The sequence below is a fragment of the Paracoccus sp. L-17 genome (assembly GCF_056857655.1).
In genome coordinates this window covers 103,396-121,370 of record NZ_JBSXNM010000046.1, presented here as the reverse complement: position 1 = coordinate 121,370, position 17,975 = coordinate 103,396, and the positions used below count along the sequence as shown (strand labels likewise).

Sequence of the window (17,975 nt, the reverse complement as noted above, 5' to 3'; positions counted from 1 at the left end):
CTGGCGCTTCGCAGATCTTGCCGGGCGGCCGTCCCCATGCGCCTTGTGCAAAGGAGAGCCTTGATGATGAAATTTTCCGACATGTTCGCGACGCTGGCCGACAATGCCCGCCGGATGGAAGAGCGGGCGGCCGAGTGGCAAAACCAGATGAACGTCAAGAATGACGAGATGATGGCCAGCACCCGCAAATGGCAGGAAACCGCCTTGCAGCGCCAGGACGAGATGAACGCGCAGATGCGCAGCTATTTCGAAGAGGCGGGCGAGAATGTCCGCGGCCAGCTGCAGGTGATGCAATCAGCCTGGGAAGAGCAGTTCCAGAAGATGCGCGAGAAGAGCGAGGAGATGCGCGAACAGGCGATGAAGGGCGGTCATTTCCCTGACTGGGCCGAGGCCTATGCCGCGCAGATGGTGTCCTTTGCGCAACGGATGCAGGACGAGGCCAGCAACGCCATCGCGGCCGCGACCGAGGCGCGCGCCAAGGACGGCAAGAAGAAGGGCTGAGGGCAGCCTCTTTCCCGTGCGATCGCGGCCTTCCGGCCTTGGCTTTGCGTGATGTCACGCGCGGTGTTGCGCTGCGAACGCATGGGTGTTGCCTGTCTTAAGGCATTGTTTTGGATGCATAAGACTTGGTAAAGTGATCGCGCTATGGTTTAGCGATTGACTTACCGGACGCCCTGAAGTAGAAGTTTTCCATGCTGGGAGAAATGGGCAAGCGGCCGGGGGGCGACCCCAGGGCCGCTTTTTCGTTTCTTGGCTCGTGCGGACAGGACACGAGGCGGGACAGTTTGCATGAACGATATGGAATGGAGCGGGATCGGTGATCCTGAAGGGCCAGTCACGGCCGATGCGCATGTCACCGATCGCGCTGCGGACCAGGCCGAAGAAGACCGGCGGACCGCGGATCTGGAAGATCTGCTGGCCGAAGCACAGGGACAGCTTGCGTCCTGCATCAGGGACCTGCGGCGCCATACGGACGCGCTGGAGGAACGCGAGCGGGGTGCTGTCGATCCTGGTGAACTGAAGACCGCGATCCACAGCGCACGGGCGGTGCGCGATGCGGTCAATCATATGTTGTCGGAAAGGAGCCGCGTTGACAAACTTCGCAAGGACATCGCCGGCGGGGTCGGAGGAGGCTGCCTCGACCTTGACGCGGCAAGAACTGAGATCGGGCGCCGCCTGGCTTGCCTCCGCCGAGCCGGAGGAGGTTGACGAATTTCTTGAAGGGCTGGGCGAAAACGCACTGATGGCGCTGCCCTGGCTGTTCGAGTTCTGGGCCCTGCCGCATCAGTTGCCGCCCGAGGGCGATTGGAAAAGCTGGGTCATCATGGGCGGGCGCGGCGCGGGCAAGACCCGCGCCGGCTCGGAATGGGTCCGCCGCATGGTCGAGGGTCCGACCGCCACCGCGCCCGGTCAGTGTCAGCGGGTGGCACTGGTCGGCGAGACCTTCGATCAGGCCCGCGAAGTGATGGTCATGGGCGAGAGCGGGATCCTGGCCTGTTCGCCCCCCGACCGCAGGCCGGTCTGGGAAACCGGGCGGCGGCGGCTGGTCTGGGCCAATGGAGCGACGGCGACGGTCTATTCCGCGCATGAGCCCGAGGCTTTGCGCGGCCCGCAATTCGATGCGGCCTGGGTGGATGAACTGGCCAAGTGGAAGAAGGCCGACGACACCTGGGACATGCTGCAATTCGCGTTGCGCCTGGGCAGCCATCCGCAGCAGGTCGTGACCACGACGCCGCGCAATGTGGCCGTGCTGAAGCGCATTCTGGGCAATGCCAGCACCGTCACGACGCATGCGCCGACCGATGCCAACCGGGCCTATCTGGCCGAGAGCTTTCTGGCCGAGGTCGAGGCCCGCTATGGCGGGACCCGGATGGGTCGGCAGGAGCTGGAGGGCGTGCTGCTGGACGATATCGAGGGCGCACTTTGGACGACGGCGATGCTGGAGGGCGCGCGTATCGAGCAGGCGCCGAAACTGAGCCGCGTCGTGGTTGCCGTCGATCCGGCGGTGACGGCCGGCCGGGCCAGCGACGAATGCGGCATCGTCGTCGCCGGTGTCGTCTGCGACGGCGAGCCGAAGGATTGGCGGGCCTATCTGCTGGAGGATGCGACGCTGCGGGGCAGCCCGGTGGACTGGGCGCGTGCCGCGATTGCCGCGATGGACCGGCACGGGGCCGAAAAGCTGGTGGCCGAAGTCAATCAGGGCGGTGATCTGGTCGAAAGCGTGATCCGGCAGGTCGATCCCCTGGTGCCGTTCAAGGCGCTGCGCGCCGGCCGCGGCAAGGGCCTGCGTGCCGAACCGGTCGCCGCGCTGTATGAACAGGGGCGCATCAGGCATGTCCGGTCCGGCAATCTGGGCGCGCTGGAGGACCAGATGTGCCAGATGACGGTTCGCGGCTATGAGGGACGCGGCTCTCCGGATCGGCTGGATGCGATGGTCTGGGCGATTCACGAGCTGATGATCGAGCCGGCGGCGGGCTGGCGGCGGCCGCAGATGCGGCGATTGTGAGAAAAGGCGGGGGTTTCACACGCACGAACCGGCGTCCCCCGGGGTATTTGGACAACGAAGAAGGGGCTGGCCTGCGGGCCGGCCCTTTTTCATGGCCGAGGCATGGAGGCGAGCATGGCGTTTCGATTGTTTTCGCGGGAGGAGACATCCATTCCCGCACCGGAGAGGAAGGCCAGCGCGACGGGCCGGGTGGTGGCCTTTGCGTCCGGAGCGGGACGGCCGATCTGGTCGGCACGTGATACCGGGTCGCTGACGCGCGGCGGTTTCATGGGCAATCCGGTCGGGTTCCGGTCGGTCAAGCTGATCGCCGAGGCGGCGGCGGCGGTGCCGCTGGTCTGCGAGGATCGCGAGCGGCGATATGACGTGCATCCGGTGCTGGATCTGCTGCGACGTCCCAACCCGGGCCAGGGACGGGCGGAATTGTTCGAAGCCCTCTTCGGGCAATTGCTGCTGTCGGGCAACGGCTATGTCGAGGCGGTCGGATTGTCCGGGGCGGGGCTGCCGGAAGAACTGCATGTTCTGCGTTCGGACCGGATGAGCATCGTTCCCGGCACGGATGGCTGGCCGGTGGCGTTCGAATATTCCGTTGGCGGGCGCAAGCATCGTTTCGACATGACCGGCAGCCCCGATCCGATCTGCCACATCAAGAGCTTTCATCCGCAGGACGATCACTACGGATTGTCGCCGATGCAGGCAGCGGCGGTGGCGCTGGATGTGCATAACAGCGCCAGCGCCTGGTCCAAGGCGCTGCTGGACAACGCCGCGAGGCCAAGTGGCGCCATCGTCTACAAGGGCGTCGACGGGCAGGGGGTTCTGAGCCCCGAACAATATGACCGCTTGGTCGGCGAGATCGAGATGAACCATCAGGGCGCACGCAATGCCGGGCGACCGATGCTGCTGGAAGGCGGGCTGGACTGGAAGCCGATGGGATTCAGCCCCAGCGACATGGAGTTTCATGAAACCAAGCTGTCGGCGGCGCGCGAGATCGCGCTGGCCTTTGGCGTTCCGCCCATGCTGCTGGGGATCCCCGGGGATGCGACCTATGCAAACTATGCCGAGGCGCACCGGGCCTTCTATCGGCTGACCGTTCTGCCGCTGGCGACGCGGGTGTCCGCGTCAGTGGCCTGGTGGCTCTCTGAGCATATGGGCACCGAGGTCGATCTGCGTCCCGATCCCGACCGAATTCCGGCCCTGGCAGAAGAGCGGGATCAGCAATGGGCCCGGATCGGCGGGGCGAGTTTTCTCAGCGATGCCGAAAAGCGGGCGCTGCTGGGGCTGCCTCCGCTGACCGATGGGTGAGCCGATGGAAGGATCGCGTTTCATCGAGGCGGGCTTGTGGCGCGACCAGCGATTTGAGGCGCAGGAGCGGATCATGGCGCTGCAATTCGGCACCGTCGAGAAGCGGCTGGAGCGCATCGAGGCGCTGATGGAGGGCCTGGAGCGGCGGCTGTGGATGACGGTTTACGGCGTCGTCGCCGTCATCCTGACCCAGGCCATTCAGGGAATAATCGACTACGTGCCCAAAGGAGGCTGAGGGATGGTTCCGGGACTTGAGGTGAAATTCGCGGGCGGGGCTCCGGTCCTGAGCGAAGGCCATGTAATCGAAGGCTATGCCAGCCTGTTCGGGATGACGGATCAGGGCGGCGACGCGGTTCTTCCGGGCGCCTTCGCAGCCTCGCTGAAGAAGCTGGCGGGCAAGGGCGACAAGGTTCGGATGCTGTGGCAGCACGATCCGACACGGCCCATCGGTGTCTGGGACGAGATCCGCGAGGATCAGACAGGGCTGTGGGTCAAGGGTCGCCTGCTGCGCGAGGTCGCGCAGGCCCGCGAAGCGGCGGCGCTGATTCAGGCCGGTGCGATCGATGGCCTGTCCATCGGCTATCGCACGATCCGCGCCGAGCGCGATCAGAAAGGGCGCCGCGCCCTGGCCGAGGTCGAATTGTGGGAAGTGTCGCTGGTGACCTTTCCGATGCTGCCCGAGGCCAAGGTCGGCCGCAAGGAAACGGACGATCTGCGCGAGATCGCGGCGCTGTTTTCGGCGGCCGTCGAGGCGCTGCGGGCAGACTGAAATCCGGGGTCGCGCCGCATCGGCGCGGCCGCGGCAAGATGCGCCGGGACGCATCATTCGGGTTCGGGTCGTTCCTGACCCGGCAGCAGGGGCGGATCGGCCCCGATCATCGCGATGAGGAGAAGATTATGACCGAGGTGAAGGCCGCGGGCGGCGGTGACGCGTCCGCCGATCTGAAAGGGGCCATGACAGGGTTCGTGAGCGAACTCAGAGGGTTCCGAGACGACATTCAGAAGAAGCTCAATGCACAGGAAGAGCGTATGAACATGCTTGATCGCAAGACCGCCATTCGGGGCCGCGCGCCTCTTTCGACCGTGGCCGAGACCGAGGTTCCGCATCAGAAGGCATTCAACGCCTATCTGCGCAGCGGCGATGACGACGGTCTGCGCGGCCTTGCGGTCGAGGAAAAGGGGCTGAGCGTGGCCAGCGACGGTGGTTTCCTGGCGGCCCCCCAGGTCGCCGACAGCGTGCAATCGGTGCTCTCCACCGGTGCGTCGCTGCGCAAGCTGGCCAATGTCGTGACCGTCGAATCCTCGGCCTACGAGGTTCTGGTGGACAAGGGTGACATGGGTGCGGGCTGGGCCGACGAGGCCGAGCCGGTCGAGTCCGGCGCCGGCGGTGTCGAACGGATCTCGATCCCGGTTCACGAATTGTCGGCGATGCCGAAGGCCAGTCAGCGCCTGCTGGACGATGCCGCCTTCGACGTCGAGGCATGGCTGGCCGAGCGGATCGCCGACAAGTTCGCGCGTTCGGAAGCAGCAGCCTTCATTTCGGGCGATGGTGTATCGAAGCCGAAGGGCATTCTGGCCTATCCGACGGCGCCGAACGACAGCGCCGGCGCGGGCGAGATCGGCGTTATCGGCACGGGCGCGATCGGCGAGTTCAACTCGGCCGCGCCGGCCGATCCGCTGATCGACCTGATCTATGCCCTGCCTGCGGAATATCGCGCCAATGCCAGCTTCGTGATGAATTCGAAGACGGCAGCGCAGGTTCGCAAGATGAAGGATGCCGATGGGCGCTTTCTGTGGAGCGACGCCCTGGCTGCCGGTCAGGTGCCGCAGCTTCTGGGCTATCCGGTTCTGATCAGCGAGGACATGCCGGATATCGGTTTTGACGCCCTGGCCATCGCCTTCGGCGATTTCCATGCCGCCTACACCATTGTCGAGCGTCCCGACCTGCGCGTGTTGCGCGATCCGTTCAGCGCCAAGCCGCATGTTCTGTTCTATGCGACCAAGCGCGTCGGCGGCGGCGTCACCGACTTCCGCGCGGTCAAGTTCCTGCAGTTCGCCTGATCCTTCGGGGTCGGGCGAGGGAAGGGGCCGCGCGCGGGTCGCGCGCCGGTCATGCTGGCTTTGCAACTGTCCGCGCGTGCTGATGGCTGGCGCGCGGGCGCGGTCCTTTCCCGCCTGAAGCAATGGCGGGGCCCATGGTCGGGCCCCGCCTCGGTGGAACGAATGGCGGACGGCAGGACGGGAGGTTCGCAAGATGATGCTGATTGAGGAAACGGCGCCCGCGGCGGAGGCGCTGCCTGTCGCCGCCTTGCGCGAGCATTTGCGCCTCGGCTCGGGTTTCGAGATTGCCGAGGATAATGCGGAAACGGCGGCGCTGACGGGCTATCTGCGCGCCGCGATCGCCGCGATCGAGGCGCGCACGGGCAAGGTCCTGCTGACGCGGCGTTTTCGGATGCAACTGGACGATTGGCGCGACCGGCTGGGACAGACGCTGCCGCTGGCGCCCGTGGTCACGGTCGACAGGATCGAGATCGATGACGGGGCCGGCACGGTAACGACGCTGCAACCCGACGGCTGGCGGCTGCTGCCCGACATGCAGCGCCCGACCATTCTGCCGGCGGGTGTCATTCTGCCCAACGTGCCGCGCCGGGGCTTTCTGACGATTACCTTCACGGCAGGGTTCGGCGATACCTGGGCTTCGGTGCCGGCCGATCTGTCGCAGGCGGTTCTGATGCTGGCCACGCGATATTACGAGGATCGCAGCTTCGAGGGATCGGCGAATGCGATGCCCTTCGGGGTCAGCGCACTGATCGAACGCTGGCGCCAGATCCGCACCCTGGCGGGGCGCGGTCAGCGCGAGGTGCGTTGATGGGCGCGCCGAGGCTGAACGTGCGCCTGGCGCTGGAAGCGCCAGAGCGTCAGAGCGACGGGCTGGGCGGTTATCGCGTGGTCTGGCGGCAACTGGGATTTCTGTGGGCCGAACTGGATTCGGGTTCGGGGCGGCGGCGGTCGGCAGAGGTGGGCGCGGAAAGCGTCGTATCCTGGAAGATCACGGTGCGGTCTGCGGCGACGGGCGATCCAAGGCGGCCGGCACCCGGACAGAGGTTGCGGCTGGATCGCCGGTTCTTCCGGATCGATGCGGTCGCCGAGCGGGACCGTGACGGCCTGTGGCTGACATGTTTTGCGCGCGAGGAGGATCAGGCATGAGTTATGCGGCTTCCGTCGCCCTTCAGGGCGCGGTCTATCAGCGACTGCGGGCCGACGCAGTGTTGTCCGAACTGGTCGGAGACGCGATTTATGACGCGATGCCGGTCGATGCGCCCAGCGGGGTCTTCGTCTCGCTGGGTCCCGAAGAGGTGCGCGATGCCGGCGATTTCGATCGCGCCGGATCCCAGCACGATTTCATCGTCTCGGTTCTGTCGGGCACGGATGAAAGCGCGGGATTCGCCGCCGTGAAAACGGCTGCCGTTGCTGTCGCGGAGGCTTTGGAACGTGCCGAACTGACGCTGGATCGCGGCGATCTGGCCGGAATGTGGTTCCTGCGCGCCAAGGCGCGGCGGGTGGAAAATGGTGCGGCGCGGCGGGTCGATCTGACCTTCCGTGCCCGCATCGATCTGGACTGAGGAGAAAACCCATGGCGGTACAGAACGGACGCGACCTGCTGATCAAGATGGACATGACGGGCGATGGCTCTTTCGAGACGGTGGCCGGACTGCGGGCCTCGCGCCTGTCGTTCAACGCCGAGACGGTGGATGTGACCACGATCGAAAGCGAAGGCGGCTGGCGCGAATTGCTGGGTGGGGCGGGAATGCGCAGCGCCTCGATCTCGGGGTCGGGAGTGTTTCGCGATGCCGATACGGACGGTCGTGCGCGGCAGATCTTTTTCGACGGCGAGGTTCCGCGCTTTCAGGTCGTCATCCCGGATTTCGGCACGGTCGAGGGGCCTTTCCAGATCTCCGCGTTGGAATACGCGGGTAGCTACAACGGGGAGGCGACCTACGAGATGACGATGGCGTCGGCGGGCGCGCTGAGCTTCGTGGCCCTGTGATGGTGAACCCGATGCGGGGCGAGGTCGAGGTGGTTCTGGACGGCCGCGCGCATGTCGCACGGCTGACCCTGGGAGCCTTGGCAGAGCTGGAACATCAGTTGGGCGCGGCCTCGTTGATGGATCTTGCCGGGCGGTTCGAGGCCGGGCGCTTCAGCAGCCGCGATGTGTTGGCCGTGCTTGTCGCCGGCCTGCGCGGCGGAGGTTGGCAGGGTCGCGCCGAAGACCTGCTGTCGGTCGAGATCGATGGCGGCCCGGTGGGGGCCGGCCGCGCGGCGGCAGAATTGCTGGCGCGGGCTTTTCGGATCGCGGCATGAGCGAGGCCGACAAGGGACTGGATTGGCCGGGACTGATGCGCGCCGGCCTGCATGGGCTGGGCCTGAGGCCGGACCAGTTCTGGACGCTGACCCCGGCGGAGCTGGCGCTGATGCTGGGCATCGAAGCAGGCCGCCCTGCAATGACGCGGGGCAGACTGGCCGAACTGGCGGCGCGATATCCCGACCGGGACGCGGCGCCTGATGACGGGAATGCATGATCGGGGATCAGAGGATGGCGAACAAGGATGGTTTCGGGTCCGGTCTGGACCAGCTTGACGAGAATATGGGACAGACGAGCCGGATGACGGCCGAGTTCGAGGCGGAATTGGCGCGGCTGCGTCAGTCGATGTCGTTCACGTCGCGCGAGGTCGGAACGCTGAGTTCCGGGATCGAAAGCGGATTGCGCCGCGCCTTCGACGGGTTGATCTTTGACGGCGACAAGTTGTCCGAGGCACTGAAGGGGATCGGGCGGACGATCGCAGATACCGTCTTCTCGATCGCGATGAAGCCGGTCGAGAGCGCATTGGCCGGATCGGTGGCGAACGGCATGGCCGGAATGGTATCGGGCGCAATGCCATTCGCCCAGGGCGGTGCATTCGTGCAGGGCAGGGTGATGCCCTTCGCCAAGGGCGGGGTCGTCTCGGAACCGACCCGGTTCCCGATGCGTGGCGCGACGGGACTGATGGGCGAAGCCGGCCCCGAGGCGATCATGCCGCTGCGACGCGGTGCCGATGGCAGACTGGGTGTCGCCGCAGGCGGAAGCGGCGGCAGGGCAGTGAACGTCACGGTCAATGTCACGACGCCGGATGTCGCCGGCTTCAAGCGCAGCCAATCGCAGATCGCGGCACAGCTTGGCCGCGCCCTGGCGCGCGGCGAACGAAATTCCTGAGCAGGAGGCGAGGATGGCATTTCACGAGGTGAGGTTTCCTGCAAGCCTGTCCTTCGGCTCGATCGGTGGACCAGAGCGCAGGACGGAAATCGTCGCGTTGTCCAGCGGATTTGAGGAACGCAATACACCTTGGGCCGACGCGCGCAGGCGCTATGATGCCGGAATGGGTTTGCGTTCGCTGGACGATCTGTCGGCGCTGGTCGCGTTCTTCGAGGCGAGGGCGGGGCAATTGCACGGCTTCCGCTGGAAGGATTGGTCGGACTACAAAAGCTGTCTGCCGTCACGCGATCCGGCCTTCGACGATCAGGAAATCGCCGTGGGTGACGGCGTCAGCGTGACCTTTCAACTGACCAAGGCCTATGCATCAGGGCCGGCCCGCTATCAGCGTCCCATCAACAAGCCGGTGAAAGACAGCGTCCGCGCCGGTGTGGGGGGAAGTGAACTGTTTCCGGACACGCATTTCACAGTAGATCATCAGACGGGCCAGATCACCTTCAGCGCCGCACCCGAACCCGGCGCGACGATCTCGGCGGGATATGAATTCGACGTCCCTGTCCGGTTTGATACCGATCGGATCGCGGTATCGGTTTCTTCCTTTCAGGCGGGCGAGATGCCGCAGATTCCGGTCGTGGAGGTTCGCGTATGACCAGCACCACCATCGCGCGTGCGTGGTTGATCCGACGCCGAGACGGCCTGCGAGTGGGCTTTACCGATCACGACCGCGATTTGTCATTCGATGGCCTGCGCTTTCGTCCCGACCATGGAATGACTGCACGCGCTTTGGTTCAGGCTTCGGGACTGTCGGTGGACAATTCCGAAGCAGAAGGAGCCCTGTCGGATGAGGCGATCACCGAAGGGGACATTCTGGCCGGACGCTGGGATGAAGCCGGTCTCAGCATGTGGGAGGTCGATTGGCGCGATGTCTCGAAGCGACGGCTGGTCTTTGCCGGCAGTCTGGGCGAGGTGTCGCGTTCGGGCGGGGCCTTCCGCGCCGAGTTGCGCGGCTTGGCAGAGCCGCTGAACCAGGCGCGGGGCCGTGTGTTTCATCCGCGCTGCTCCGCCCGGCTGGGAGACAAGTTCTGCAAGATCGACCTGACTGACGATACCTTGTGGACCGAGCGCGCGATCGAGGCGCTAGACGACGACCACATCCTTCGTTTCGCGGCGTTTCCGGCATTTGACGCGGGATGGTTCGAGCGCGGCAGGATCGAGGTTCTCACGGGGCGGGCGGAAGGGCTTTCGGCTGCGATCAAGAACGATCTGGCACTGCCCGGAGCGCGTCGCGAGATCGGGTTGTGGAAGGCATTCGGAATGACCCCTGCCGTCGGGGATCGCGTTCGGCTGGTCGCCGGGTGTGACAAACGCGCCCAGACCTGCCGACTGAAGTTCCGCAATTTTGTCAATTTCCGTGGTTTTCCGCATCTGCCGACCGAGGACTGGCTGATTGCGCCCGGGACGGCAGGGCGGTCATGACCGATAGAGCCGTTTCCGTCGCACGCGACTGGCTGGGAACACCCTATATCCATCAGGCCAGCCAGAAGGGCGTCGCGTCGGACTGCCTTGGCCTGATCCGCGGCATCTGGCGTGAACTCTACGGCGAAGAGCCAGAGGCCGCACCCGATTATACGCCCGACTGGGGCGAGTTCGGCAGCCATGAACTGCTGATGGATGGTGCCATGAGGCACATGCTGGCGGTTGAACGGGCAGCGGCGCTGGCGCCAGGTCAGGTGCTGCTGTTCCGCATGCGGGCGGGCGCTGTCGCCAAACATCTAGGCATCGTCTCGGCTGCCGGCGACGCGCCGCGATTTATTCATGCCTATACCCATCATGGGGTGATCGACAGTCCGTTGACCGCCCCTTGGCGAAACCGGATCGCAGCCCGGTTCCGCTTTCCCTGATCTTTGACTTAAGGAGGCCGCGATGGCCACGATTGTGCTGTCCGCAGTGGGTGCATCCATCGGCGGCGGGTTCGGCGGCGCGTTTCTGGGCATGTCGGGCGCCGTGGTCGGCCGGGCGATCGGAGCGACGGTTGGCCGCGCCCTGGACCAGCGCCTGCTGGGCGGTGGCTCGAAAGCAGTTGAAACGGGTCGGATCGACCGGCTGCGATTGCAGACTGCGGGCGAGGGCGCACCGATCCCGCGGATCTGGGGCCAGATGCGGGTGCCTGGTCATGTCATATGGGCGTCGCCGCTGGATGAGATCAGCACGACGGAAAGCGCAGGCGGGGGCAAAGGCGCGCCGCAGGCAAAGGTCACGCAGATCAGCTATCGGCTTTCTGTCGCTCTGGCCCTGTGCGAGGGGCGGATCCTGGGCGTCGGCCGGGTCTGGGCCGATGGAGAAGAAATTGCGGCTTCGGATCTGAACATGCGGGTCTATCGCGGCAGCGAAACGCAGATGCCCGATCCGGCGATCGAGGCACATGAAGGCGCGGACACGCCGGCCTATCGCGGCGTGGCCTATGTGGTTCTGGAAGATCTGGTCCTGGAACGCTGGGGCAACAGAATGCCGCAGCTGAGCTTCGAGGTGACCTGCGCGGCGCAGGACGGCTCGGGTCTTTGCCGCGACGTCCGGGCTGTCGCCCTGATACCGGGAACCGGCGAATATTCTTTGGCGACAAGTCACGTTACGCAGGATCTGGGGCTGGGCGAGGTTCGTTCGGTCAATACGAACACGCCCATGGGGGGCACTGATTTCAGTGTCTCGATGGATATTCTGGGCCGGGAATTGCCGAAGGTCGGTTCGGTCTCGCTTGTTGTTTCATGGTTCGGAAACGACCTGCGGATCGACCGCTGCAAGATTCAGCCTAAGGTCGAGCAGCGCGAGATTGACGGGTCCGAGATGCCTTGGCGTGCCGGCGGAATCGACAGGACATCGGCAGCCGAGGTCGCGCAAGTCGACGGTCGGCCGATCTATGGCGGCACTCCGTCGGATCAATCTGTGACCGAGGCGCTGGTGGCCATAGAGAATTCCGGAAGAAAGGCGGTCTTCTATCCGTTCATCCTGATGGAGCAGCTTGGCGGAAACGAACTGCCCGACCCCCATGGCGCGGTTGAGCAACCGGTCATGCCGTGGCGCGGGCGGATCACCACATCGATCGCACCGGGACGGGCCGACACGACGGATTCGACCGAAGCGGCAGTCGATGAAGTCGCGACCTTCTTTGGTCAAGCCGACGGGGCCGATTTTACCGCAGACGGGCAGAAGATTACCTACCACGGTCCGGCCGAATGGTCCTACCGCCGGTTCATACTGCATTACGCGCATCTCTGTGCGGCTGCCGGCGGGATCGACGCCTTTCTGATCGGTTCCGAAATGATCGGAATGACTCAGATCCGGGGACCGCAGAACATCTATCCCGCGGTCGCGCAATTGCGACGTCTCGCGGCTGATGTGCGTCAAATCTTGGGGCCCGATGTGAAGATCGGTTATGCTGCGGATTGGTCGGAATATTTTGGCCATCATCCCGGCAACGGCGAGCTGTTCTTCCATCTCGATCCGCTGTGGGCCGATGACAATATCGACTTTATCGGTATCGACAACTACATGCCCCTCAGTGATTGGCGCGACGGCGAGGATCATCTGGACGCGCATTGGGGCCGCATCGGCAACCCTGAGTATCTGGAAGCAAATGTTTGCGGCGGCGAGGGATATGACTGGTATTACGCCAGTGAGGCCGATCGCGATGCACAAATCCGCACGCCGATTACCGACGGACAATATGACGAAGCCTGGGTCTGGCGCTACAAGGATCTGCGTAGCTGGTGGCAGAATTTGCATTTCGATCGGCCGGACGGTGTGCGTTCAAGGCAGGCGACGAACTGGGTTCCGGGATCGAAGCCGATCTGGTTCACCGAATACGGCTGCGCTGCATTGGACAAAGCGACGAACCAGCCGAACAAGTTTCTTGATGCGATGAGTTCTGAGAGCACGTTGCCTTATTATTCCGACGGGCGGCGCGATGATGCGATCCAGGCGGCTTATCTGGCGGCGGTAAGGTCTTATTGGTCAAAGCCTGGCAACAATCCTGAACGGCAGGATGGGGGCATAATGCTGGATCTGGATCGGGCGCATGTCTGGTGCTGGGACGCCCGGCCCTATCCAGCCTTTCCGGGCCGGGACGATCTTTGGTCGGACGGGCCGGCCTGGGAACGTGGACACTGGCTGAACGGCCGCGCGGGAGCGGTGGCGCTGGAAGCCGTTGTGGGCGACATTTGCCGCGAGGCTGGCGTGGAAGCCTTCGATACAAGCGGGCTGTTTGGTGTGGTGCGCGGCTTTTCGGTCTTGGGCGGCGAAACCGGCCGGGCCGCATTGCAGCCGCTGATGCTTGCGCACGGCTTTGACGCGCTGGAGCGTGACGGTATGCTGGGCTTTCGACGTCGAGACGGGCTGGCCCGGGCCGCGCTCGGGCCAGAGGACCTGGCAGTGGCGGAGGATGTCGCGGATTTCGAGACGACGCGGGCAGCGGCACCTCAGGTTGCCGGGCGGCTTCGCCTGACGCATGTCGAGGCCGGAACCGACTACGCCACGGCGACTGCCGAGACGAGTCTGCCCGACGGCGACGCCGAAACCGTGACCGACAGCGAATTCACCATGGCGATGACCCGCGGCGAGGGTCGCGCCATTGCCGAGCGATGGCTGGCCGAGGCGGAAATCGGGCGAGATACGGCGCGCTTCGCGCTGGCGCCGTCGAAGGCGGATCTGGGGCCCGGTGATGTGATCCTGATGAGATCGAATGTGGCAGAGATGCGGCGTTGGCGGATTGACCGGGTCGAGAGGGCAGGGGCGATTACCTTTGATGCCGTGAGGGTCGAGCCCAGCGTATATCGGCCTGCCCTTTCCAGCGAAGATGACCATGCCATACGGCGCTATGTGCCGCCGATTCCGGTCTTTCCGGTTTTCTTGGATCTGCCGCTCTTGCGTGGTGACGAGACGCCCCATGCACCGTATCTGGCTGCGTCCGCGCGACCTTGGCCAGGCACGGTTGCGGCCTACATATCGGTCGAAGAGGAGGGCGGGTTCGACCTGAACCTGACCTTGCCGCGCAAGGCGGTCATCGGGCGGACGCTTGGTACATTGCAACGAGCCCGGCCCGGTGTGATCGACCGGGGCGCGCCGCTACGCTTGCGATTGAAGGCGGACACGCTGCGTTCCGTGACCGAGAAAGCCCTTCTGTCGGGAGCCAACGTTCTTGCGATCGGCGATGGCTCGACCGACAGGTGGGAGGTCTTGCAATTTCGCAAGGCCGCGCCCGTTGGCGATGGGATCTGGGAAATCAGCGAACGGTTGCGCGGCCAAGCCGGAACAGATGCGATCATGCCGGCAAGCTGGCCCGAGGGCAGTCTTGTCGTGATCATGGATGGGGCGCCGCGTCAGGTCGCGCTTCCGCCCTCGGCGCGCGGACAAGAGAGGTTTTGGCGTATCGGTCCAGCATTGCGGGCACCCGATGATGCCAGCTACCGGCTTCTGACCACGGAGGTCAAGGGTGTCGGACTGCGGCCCTATGCACCTTGCCACATGCGAGCCGAGGGTCGCCAACTGTCATGGGTGCGGCGCACGCGGGTCGATGGCGATAGCTGGGACGGAACGGATGTCCCGTTGGGCGAAAGCCTCGAATCGTATCGTCTGCGCATCACGAAGGACGATATCGTGATCCACCAGATCGATCTCGACCGGCCCGAATACCTGATCCCCGAAGCGGTCTTTTCCGAAGCCGCGCAGAACGGCGGTTTCACGGTCGCCGTAGCGCAATTGTCGGACCTTTTTGGTGCCGGCCCCTATCTCAGGAGAACTTTCGATGGTGACCAGTGAAACGATGCGACTGGCGATGCCCTTGCTGCAACCCTCCCAGGCGCAGAAGCATGTGACCGTCAACGAGGCACTTATGCGACTCGACGGTCTGGTGAACCTGGTTTTGCAAAGTGTCAGCACCTTGTTGCCTCCGGCTACCGTGATCGACGGGCAGTGCTGGGGTGTGCCTCTCGCGGCGCAGGGCGCCTGGGCCGGCAAGGATGGATTGATCGCGCTTGGCTCGAACGGCGGGTGGATGTTCGTCGCGCCGTCGGCAGGGATGCGGGCTTTCGTCGCGGATCGGGGCTGCGAGGCGATCCATGATGGTCGGGGTTGGGCCCTTGGAGCCCTGTCGCTGGGAGTTTTCGGGTCCGGGCTGGTCGCCGGCTTCGCCGAGGCCGAGGTGATGGTCGGTACGGGCGCGGATTTCGACACCGGCCTTGCGATCCCCGCGAATGTATCGGTCATCGGAGCGGTCGCGCGGGTCACGGAGACCCTGACAGGTGGCCTGACTTCCTGGCGTCTGGGCCATGGCGGCGCGACGAATCGCTTTGGGCAGGGGCTTGGCACATCGGCCGGGTCATGGGCACGCGGTCTGCTGGGCACGCCCACGGCGTATTACAGCCCCGAGACGATGGTGATGACGGCCGAGGGCGGTAATTTCAGCGGGGGTGCGGTCAGGCTGTCGGTTCACTGGCTGGAACTGCGGCTGCCGTTTTGACGTGATGGAGGTCCCGCGCGCTTTTCCCGCGTTTCCATCTGGGCTAAGAAGGTGAGGAACAGCAAGCGCGGACCGAGCCGATGAATGTGCAAAACAAATCCAGCAACACGCTGGTCATGGATCGCGACGCCGTCTGGGCGCAGCTTCGCGACGAAGCCTCGGCGGCCATTCGCAACGAGCCGCTCTTGGGTGCCCTGATCCATGCCGGATTGTTGCACCATTCCAGTCTGGAGGCAGCGCTGGCCTACCGGCTATCGCTCAAGCTGGCCTCGGGTGAAATGAGCGAACAGATCCTGCGCGAACTGGCGGACGAGGCCTATCACGCGGGAGCCGAACTGGGCGACGCCGCGCGCGCCGATCTGCTGGCTGTCTACGATCGGGATCCTGCGACGCACCGCCTTTTGCAGCCGGTGCTGTTCTTCAAGGGTTTTCAGGCCTTGCAGGCCTATCGTCTGGCGCATTGGCTGTGGCGGCGCGATCGGCGCGACATGGCCTATTTCGTGCAGATGCGTTGCTCGGAATATTTTGGTGTCGATATTCACCCAGCAGCCAGGATCGGCACCGGGGTGATGATCGACCATGCCCATTCCATAGTCATCGGCGAGACGGCGACCGTCGGAAACGACGTTTCCATGCTGCATTCAGTCACCTTGGGTGGGACCGGCAAGGAGGACGGTGACCGGCATCCCAAGATCGGCGATGGCGTGATGATCGGAGCGGGTGCGAAGGTGCTGGGCAACATCAAGGTCGGGCATCATTCGCGGATCGCGGCGGGATCGGTCGTGCTGCACGATGTCCCATCGTGCAAAACCGTGGCGGGCGTTCCCGCACGCGTGGTGGGCGATGCGGGTTGTTCTGAACCGTCGCACAGCATGAACCAGCTTTTGGGAATTGACGATTATTTCTAGATGCCGCTGCCGGTCAGTTCCGGCAGTGTCATCTTCTCGCGCCGCAGGCGCAGGTCAAGCTCTTCTGCCATCCGTCCTGCCAGAGAAAATCCCTGAAAGATCAAAGCGGAATAGAGTTGCACCGCCGTTGCACCTGCGCGCAGCTTGGCCCATGCGTCGTCGGCGGAAAATATGCCGCCGACGCCGATCAGCGGCAACTCTCGGTGAGTTTCCCGATAGAGCTGTGCCAGGACTTCGGTCGATCGCGCGAGAAGGGGCTTTCCCGACAAACCGCCGGCCTCCCCGGCCTGGCGGCTGCGCAAACCTTCGCGAGACAGAGTCGTGTTGGTGGCGATGATCGCATCGACCCGCAGGTTCCGTGCCACGTGGGCGATGTCCGAAAGCGCCGTTCGATCCAGATCCGGCGCGATCTTGACGAAGACGGGCCGTCGCACGGTCAGGGCATCGCGGGCCCGCATCACTCCGTCCAGCAACGCCTCCAGCGCCCTGGGGCCTTGCAATTCGCGAAGACGTTCCGTGTTTGGCGATGAGACATTGACGGTCAGGAAGTCGGCGGTCCCGCCCGCGATGCGGACCACTTCTGCGAAATCCGCAGCGCGATCGGTGCTGTCCTTGTTCGCTCCGATATTCAATCCCGCTGGAATGCCCCGTGGTCTGGCTTCCAGTCGCGCGGCGATGGCCGCTGCGCCGTCGTTGTTGAACCCGAACCGGTTGATGATCGCGCGATCTTCGGCAAGGCGAAACAGCCGCGGCCTGCGATTCCCGGGTTGCGCGCGCGGCGTGGCGGCGCCAAGTTCAATGAAGCCGAAACCAGCTTTCATCAGCGCTGACACTGCGCGGGCATTCTTGTCGAAACCTGCCGCCAGACCGATCGGATTGGCAAGATCCAGACCCGCCATTTCAAGCCTCAACCTGTCCGACGTGACAGGCCGGCCGGGCAGGGGCGCCAATCCGGTCGCCAGCGCCCGGATCGAAAGGTCATGTGCGCGTTCCGGATCCAGCCGGTGCAGGAAGGCAAGACCCAGCTTCTCGACCATGCTCATTCCAGAATTCCGACGTCATGACCATCCGTGCCCGGCAGGATCAGACGTGTCCAGATCACGTCCGACAACAACAGGTCCCGGTAGAGATGCGGGAACATGTCGCCGCCGCGTGCAGGCTCCCACCGCAGGCAATCGCCCATCGCATCCGATTCACATGCCAGAAGCATCAGCTCGCTATCTTTGCGGAAATGTTTATTCAGCGTCGCCTTGACCTGGTCCGAAGCGGAAAAATGCACGAAGCCATCCAACACATCAACGGAAGCGCCGGCGCTGCGTCCGGACGTTCTAAGCGTGGCCCATTCTTCCAGCCTCAGTATCTTGTAGATCCGCATGGCGGCATTTGCGGCACCTCTCCGCACAAGGTCAAGCCCGGCCGCGTTCTGCAACCTGCTTGACAACTTTTCCTGCGATGGCAGCGTCGGGAAGATTTGACCCCGCGCGGACGCTGCGCCACTCTGGC

Annotated in this window: 22 protein-coding genes; 20 read left to right on the top strand and 2 right to left on the bottom strand. The window is 64.5% G+C overall.

The window, feature by feature from the left end; genetic code table 11:
- The first annotated feature begins 63 nt into the window (after positions 1-63).
- The 20 genes from AC13CR_RS17470 (at position 64) to cysE (ending at position 16,472) form a co-directional block, all read left to right on the top strand.
- The gene (locus AC13CR_RS17470) at positions 64-501 is read left to right on the top strand and encodes a hypothetical protein (protein ID WP_292955406.1); all 438 of its coding nucleotides are present in this window, start codon (positions 64-66) and stop codon (positions 499-501) included.
- A gap of 288 nt (positions 502-789) precedes the next feature.
- Entirely contained in the window at positions 790-1,209 is a 420-nt protein-coding gene (locus AC13CR_RS17465) for a permease (protein WP_292955403.1), read from the top strand.
- A complete protein-coding gene (locus tag AC13CR_RS17460; RefSeq protein ID WP_292955615.1) occupies positions 1,160-2,506 on the top strand; it encodes a DNA-packaging protein in 1,347 nt (448 codons plus the stop codon). Before AC13CR_RS17465 ends, AC13CR_RS17460 begins: the two co-directional genes overlap by 50 nt.
- Before the next feature lie 114 nt (positions 2,507-2,620).
- Complete coding sequence (locus AC13CR_RS17455) at positions 2,621-3,805, top strand: phage portal protein (protein ID WP_292955400.1); 1,185 nt, start codon at positions 2,621-2,623, stop codon at positions 3,803-3,805.
- Positions 3,806-3,809: 4 nt separating this feature from the next.
- Complete coding sequence (locus AC13CR_RS17450) at positions 3,810-4,040, top strand: GTA head formation protein, RCAP_rcc01685 family (RefSeq protein ID WP_292955397.1); 231 nt, start codon at positions 3,810-3,812, stop codon at positions 4,038-4,040.
- Positions 4,041-4,043: 3 nt separating this feature from the next.
- Positions 4,044-4,574, top strand: a complete 531-nt coding sequence (locus AC13CR_RS17445; RefSeq protein ID WP_292955394.1) for an HK97 family phage prohead protease — start codon at positions 4,044-4,046, stop codon at positions 4,572-4,574.
- Positions 4,575-4,702: 128 nt separating this feature from the next.
- Positions 4,703-5,866 carry a phage major capsid protein gene (locus AC13CR_RS17440; RefSeq protein WP_292955391.1) on the top strand — a complete coding sequence of 388 codons (1,164 nt, stop codon included), beginning with the start codon at positions 4,703-4,705 and terminating at the stop codon, positions 5,864-5,866.
- 193 nt (positions 5,867-6,059) lie between these two features.
- The gene (locus AC13CR_RS17435) at positions 6,060-6,674 is read left to right on the top strand and encodes a head-tail connector protein (RefSeq protein WP_335661448.1); all 615 of its coding nucleotides are present in this window, start codon (positions 6,060-6,062) and stop codon (positions 6,672-6,674) included.
- On the top strand, positions 6,674-7,012 hold the full coding sequence (locus AC13CR_RS17430) for a head-tail adaptor protein (protein WP_292955385.1): 339 nt from the start codon (positions 6,674-6,676) through the stop codon (positions 7,010-7,012). Before AC13CR_RS17435 ends, AC13CR_RS17430 begins: the two co-directional genes overlap by 1 nt.
- Positions 7,009-7,428, top strand: a complete 420-nt coding sequence (locus AC13CR_RS17425) for a DUF3168 domain-containing protein (protein ID WP_292955382.1) — start codon at positions 7,009-7,011, stop codon at positions 7,426-7,428. Before AC13CR_RS17430 ends, AC13CR_RS17425 begins: the two co-directional genes overlap by 4 nt.
- An 11-nt stretch (positions 7,429-7,439) precedes the next feature.
- The gene (locus AC13CR_RS17420; protein WP_292955379.1) at positions 7,440-7,853 is read left to right on the top strand and encodes a phage major tail protein, TP901-1 family; all 414 of its coding nucleotides are present in this window, start codon (positions 7,440-7,442) and stop codon (positions 7,851-7,853) included.
- The gene (locus AC13CR_RS17415; RefSeq protein ID WP_292955376.1) at positions 7,853-8,167 is read left to right on the top strand and encodes a gene transfer agent family protein; all 315 of its coding nucleotides are present in this window, start codon (positions 7,853-7,855) and stop codon (positions 8,165-8,167) included. The genes AC13CR_RS17420 and AC13CR_RS17415 overlap by 1 nt, the downstream gene beginning before the upstream one ends.
- A complete protein-coding gene (locus tag AC13CR_RS17410) occupies positions 8,164-8,385 on the top strand; it encodes a rcc01693 family protein (protein ID WP_292955373.1) in 222 nt (73 codons plus the stop codon). The genes AC13CR_RS17415 and AC13CR_RS17410 overlap by 4 nt, the downstream gene beginning before the upstream one ends.
- Before the next feature lie 14 nt (positions 8,386-8,399).
- A complete protein-coding gene (locus AC13CR_RS17405; RefSeq protein WP_292955370.1) occupies positions 8,400-9,056 on the top strand; it encodes a phage tail tape measure protein in 657 nt (218 codons plus the stop codon).
- 13 nt (positions 9,057-9,069) lie between these two features.
- Complete coding sequence (locus tag AC13CR_RS17400) at positions 9,070-9,702, top strand: DUF2460 domain-containing protein (protein WP_292955367.1); 633 nt, start codon at positions 9,070-9,072, stop codon at positions 9,700-9,702.
- On the top strand, positions 9,699-10,529 hold the full coding sequence (locus AC13CR_RS17395) for a DUF2163 domain-containing protein (protein WP_292955364.1): 831 nt from the start codon (positions 9,699-9,701) through the stop codon (positions 10,527-10,529). Before AC13CR_RS17400 ends, AC13CR_RS17395 begins: the two co-directional genes overlap by 4 nt.
- Positions 10,526-10,954: a C40 family peptidase gene (locus AC13CR_RS17390; RefSeq protein WP_292955361.1), complete on the top strand. Its 429-nt coding sequence runs from the start codon at positions 10,526-10,528 to the stop codon at positions 10,952-10,954. Before AC13CR_RS17395 ends, AC13CR_RS17390 begins: the two co-directional genes overlap by 4 nt.
- A gap of 22 nt (positions 10,955-10,976) precedes the next feature.
- Positions 10,977-14,864, top strand: coding sequence for a baseplate multidomain protein megatron (locus AC13CR_RS17385; protein WP_292978332.1), 3,888 nt, complete (start codon positions 10,977-10,979; stop codon positions 14,862-14,864).
- Positions 14,851-15,564, top strand: a complete 714-nt coding sequence (locus AC13CR_RS17380; protein ID WP_292955355.1) for a DUF2793 domain-containing protein — start codon at positions 14,851-14,853, stop codon at positions 15,562-15,564. The genes AC13CR_RS17385 and AC13CR_RS17380 overlap by 14 nt, the downstream gene beginning before the upstream one ends.
- Positions 15,565-15,644: 80 nt before the next feature.
- Complete coding sequence (gene cysE / locus AC13CR_RS17375; protein WP_292955352.1) at positions 15,645-16,472, top strand: serine O-acetyltransferase; 828 nt, start codon at positions 15,645-15,647, stop codon at positions 16,470-16,472.
- Here cysE and AC13CR_RS17370 read toward each other — a convergent pair.
- Positions 16,469-17,515, bottom strand: coding sequence for a quinone-dependent dihydroorotate dehydrogenase (locus tag AC13CR_RS17370; RefSeq protein ID WP_292955349.1), 1,047 nt, complete (start codon positions 17,513-17,515; stop codon positions 16,469-16,471). The genes cysE and AC13CR_RS17370 overlap by 4 nt on opposite strands.
- Complete coding sequence (locus AC13CR_RS17365; RefSeq protein ID WP_292955346.1) at positions 17,512-17,847, bottom strand: DUF952 domain-containing protein; 336 nt, start codon at positions 17,845-17,847, stop codon at positions 17,512-17,514. The genes AC13CR_RS17370 and AC13CR_RS17365 overlap by 4 nt, the downstream gene beginning before the upstream one ends.
- Positions 17,848-17,975 lie beyond the last annotated feature (128 nt).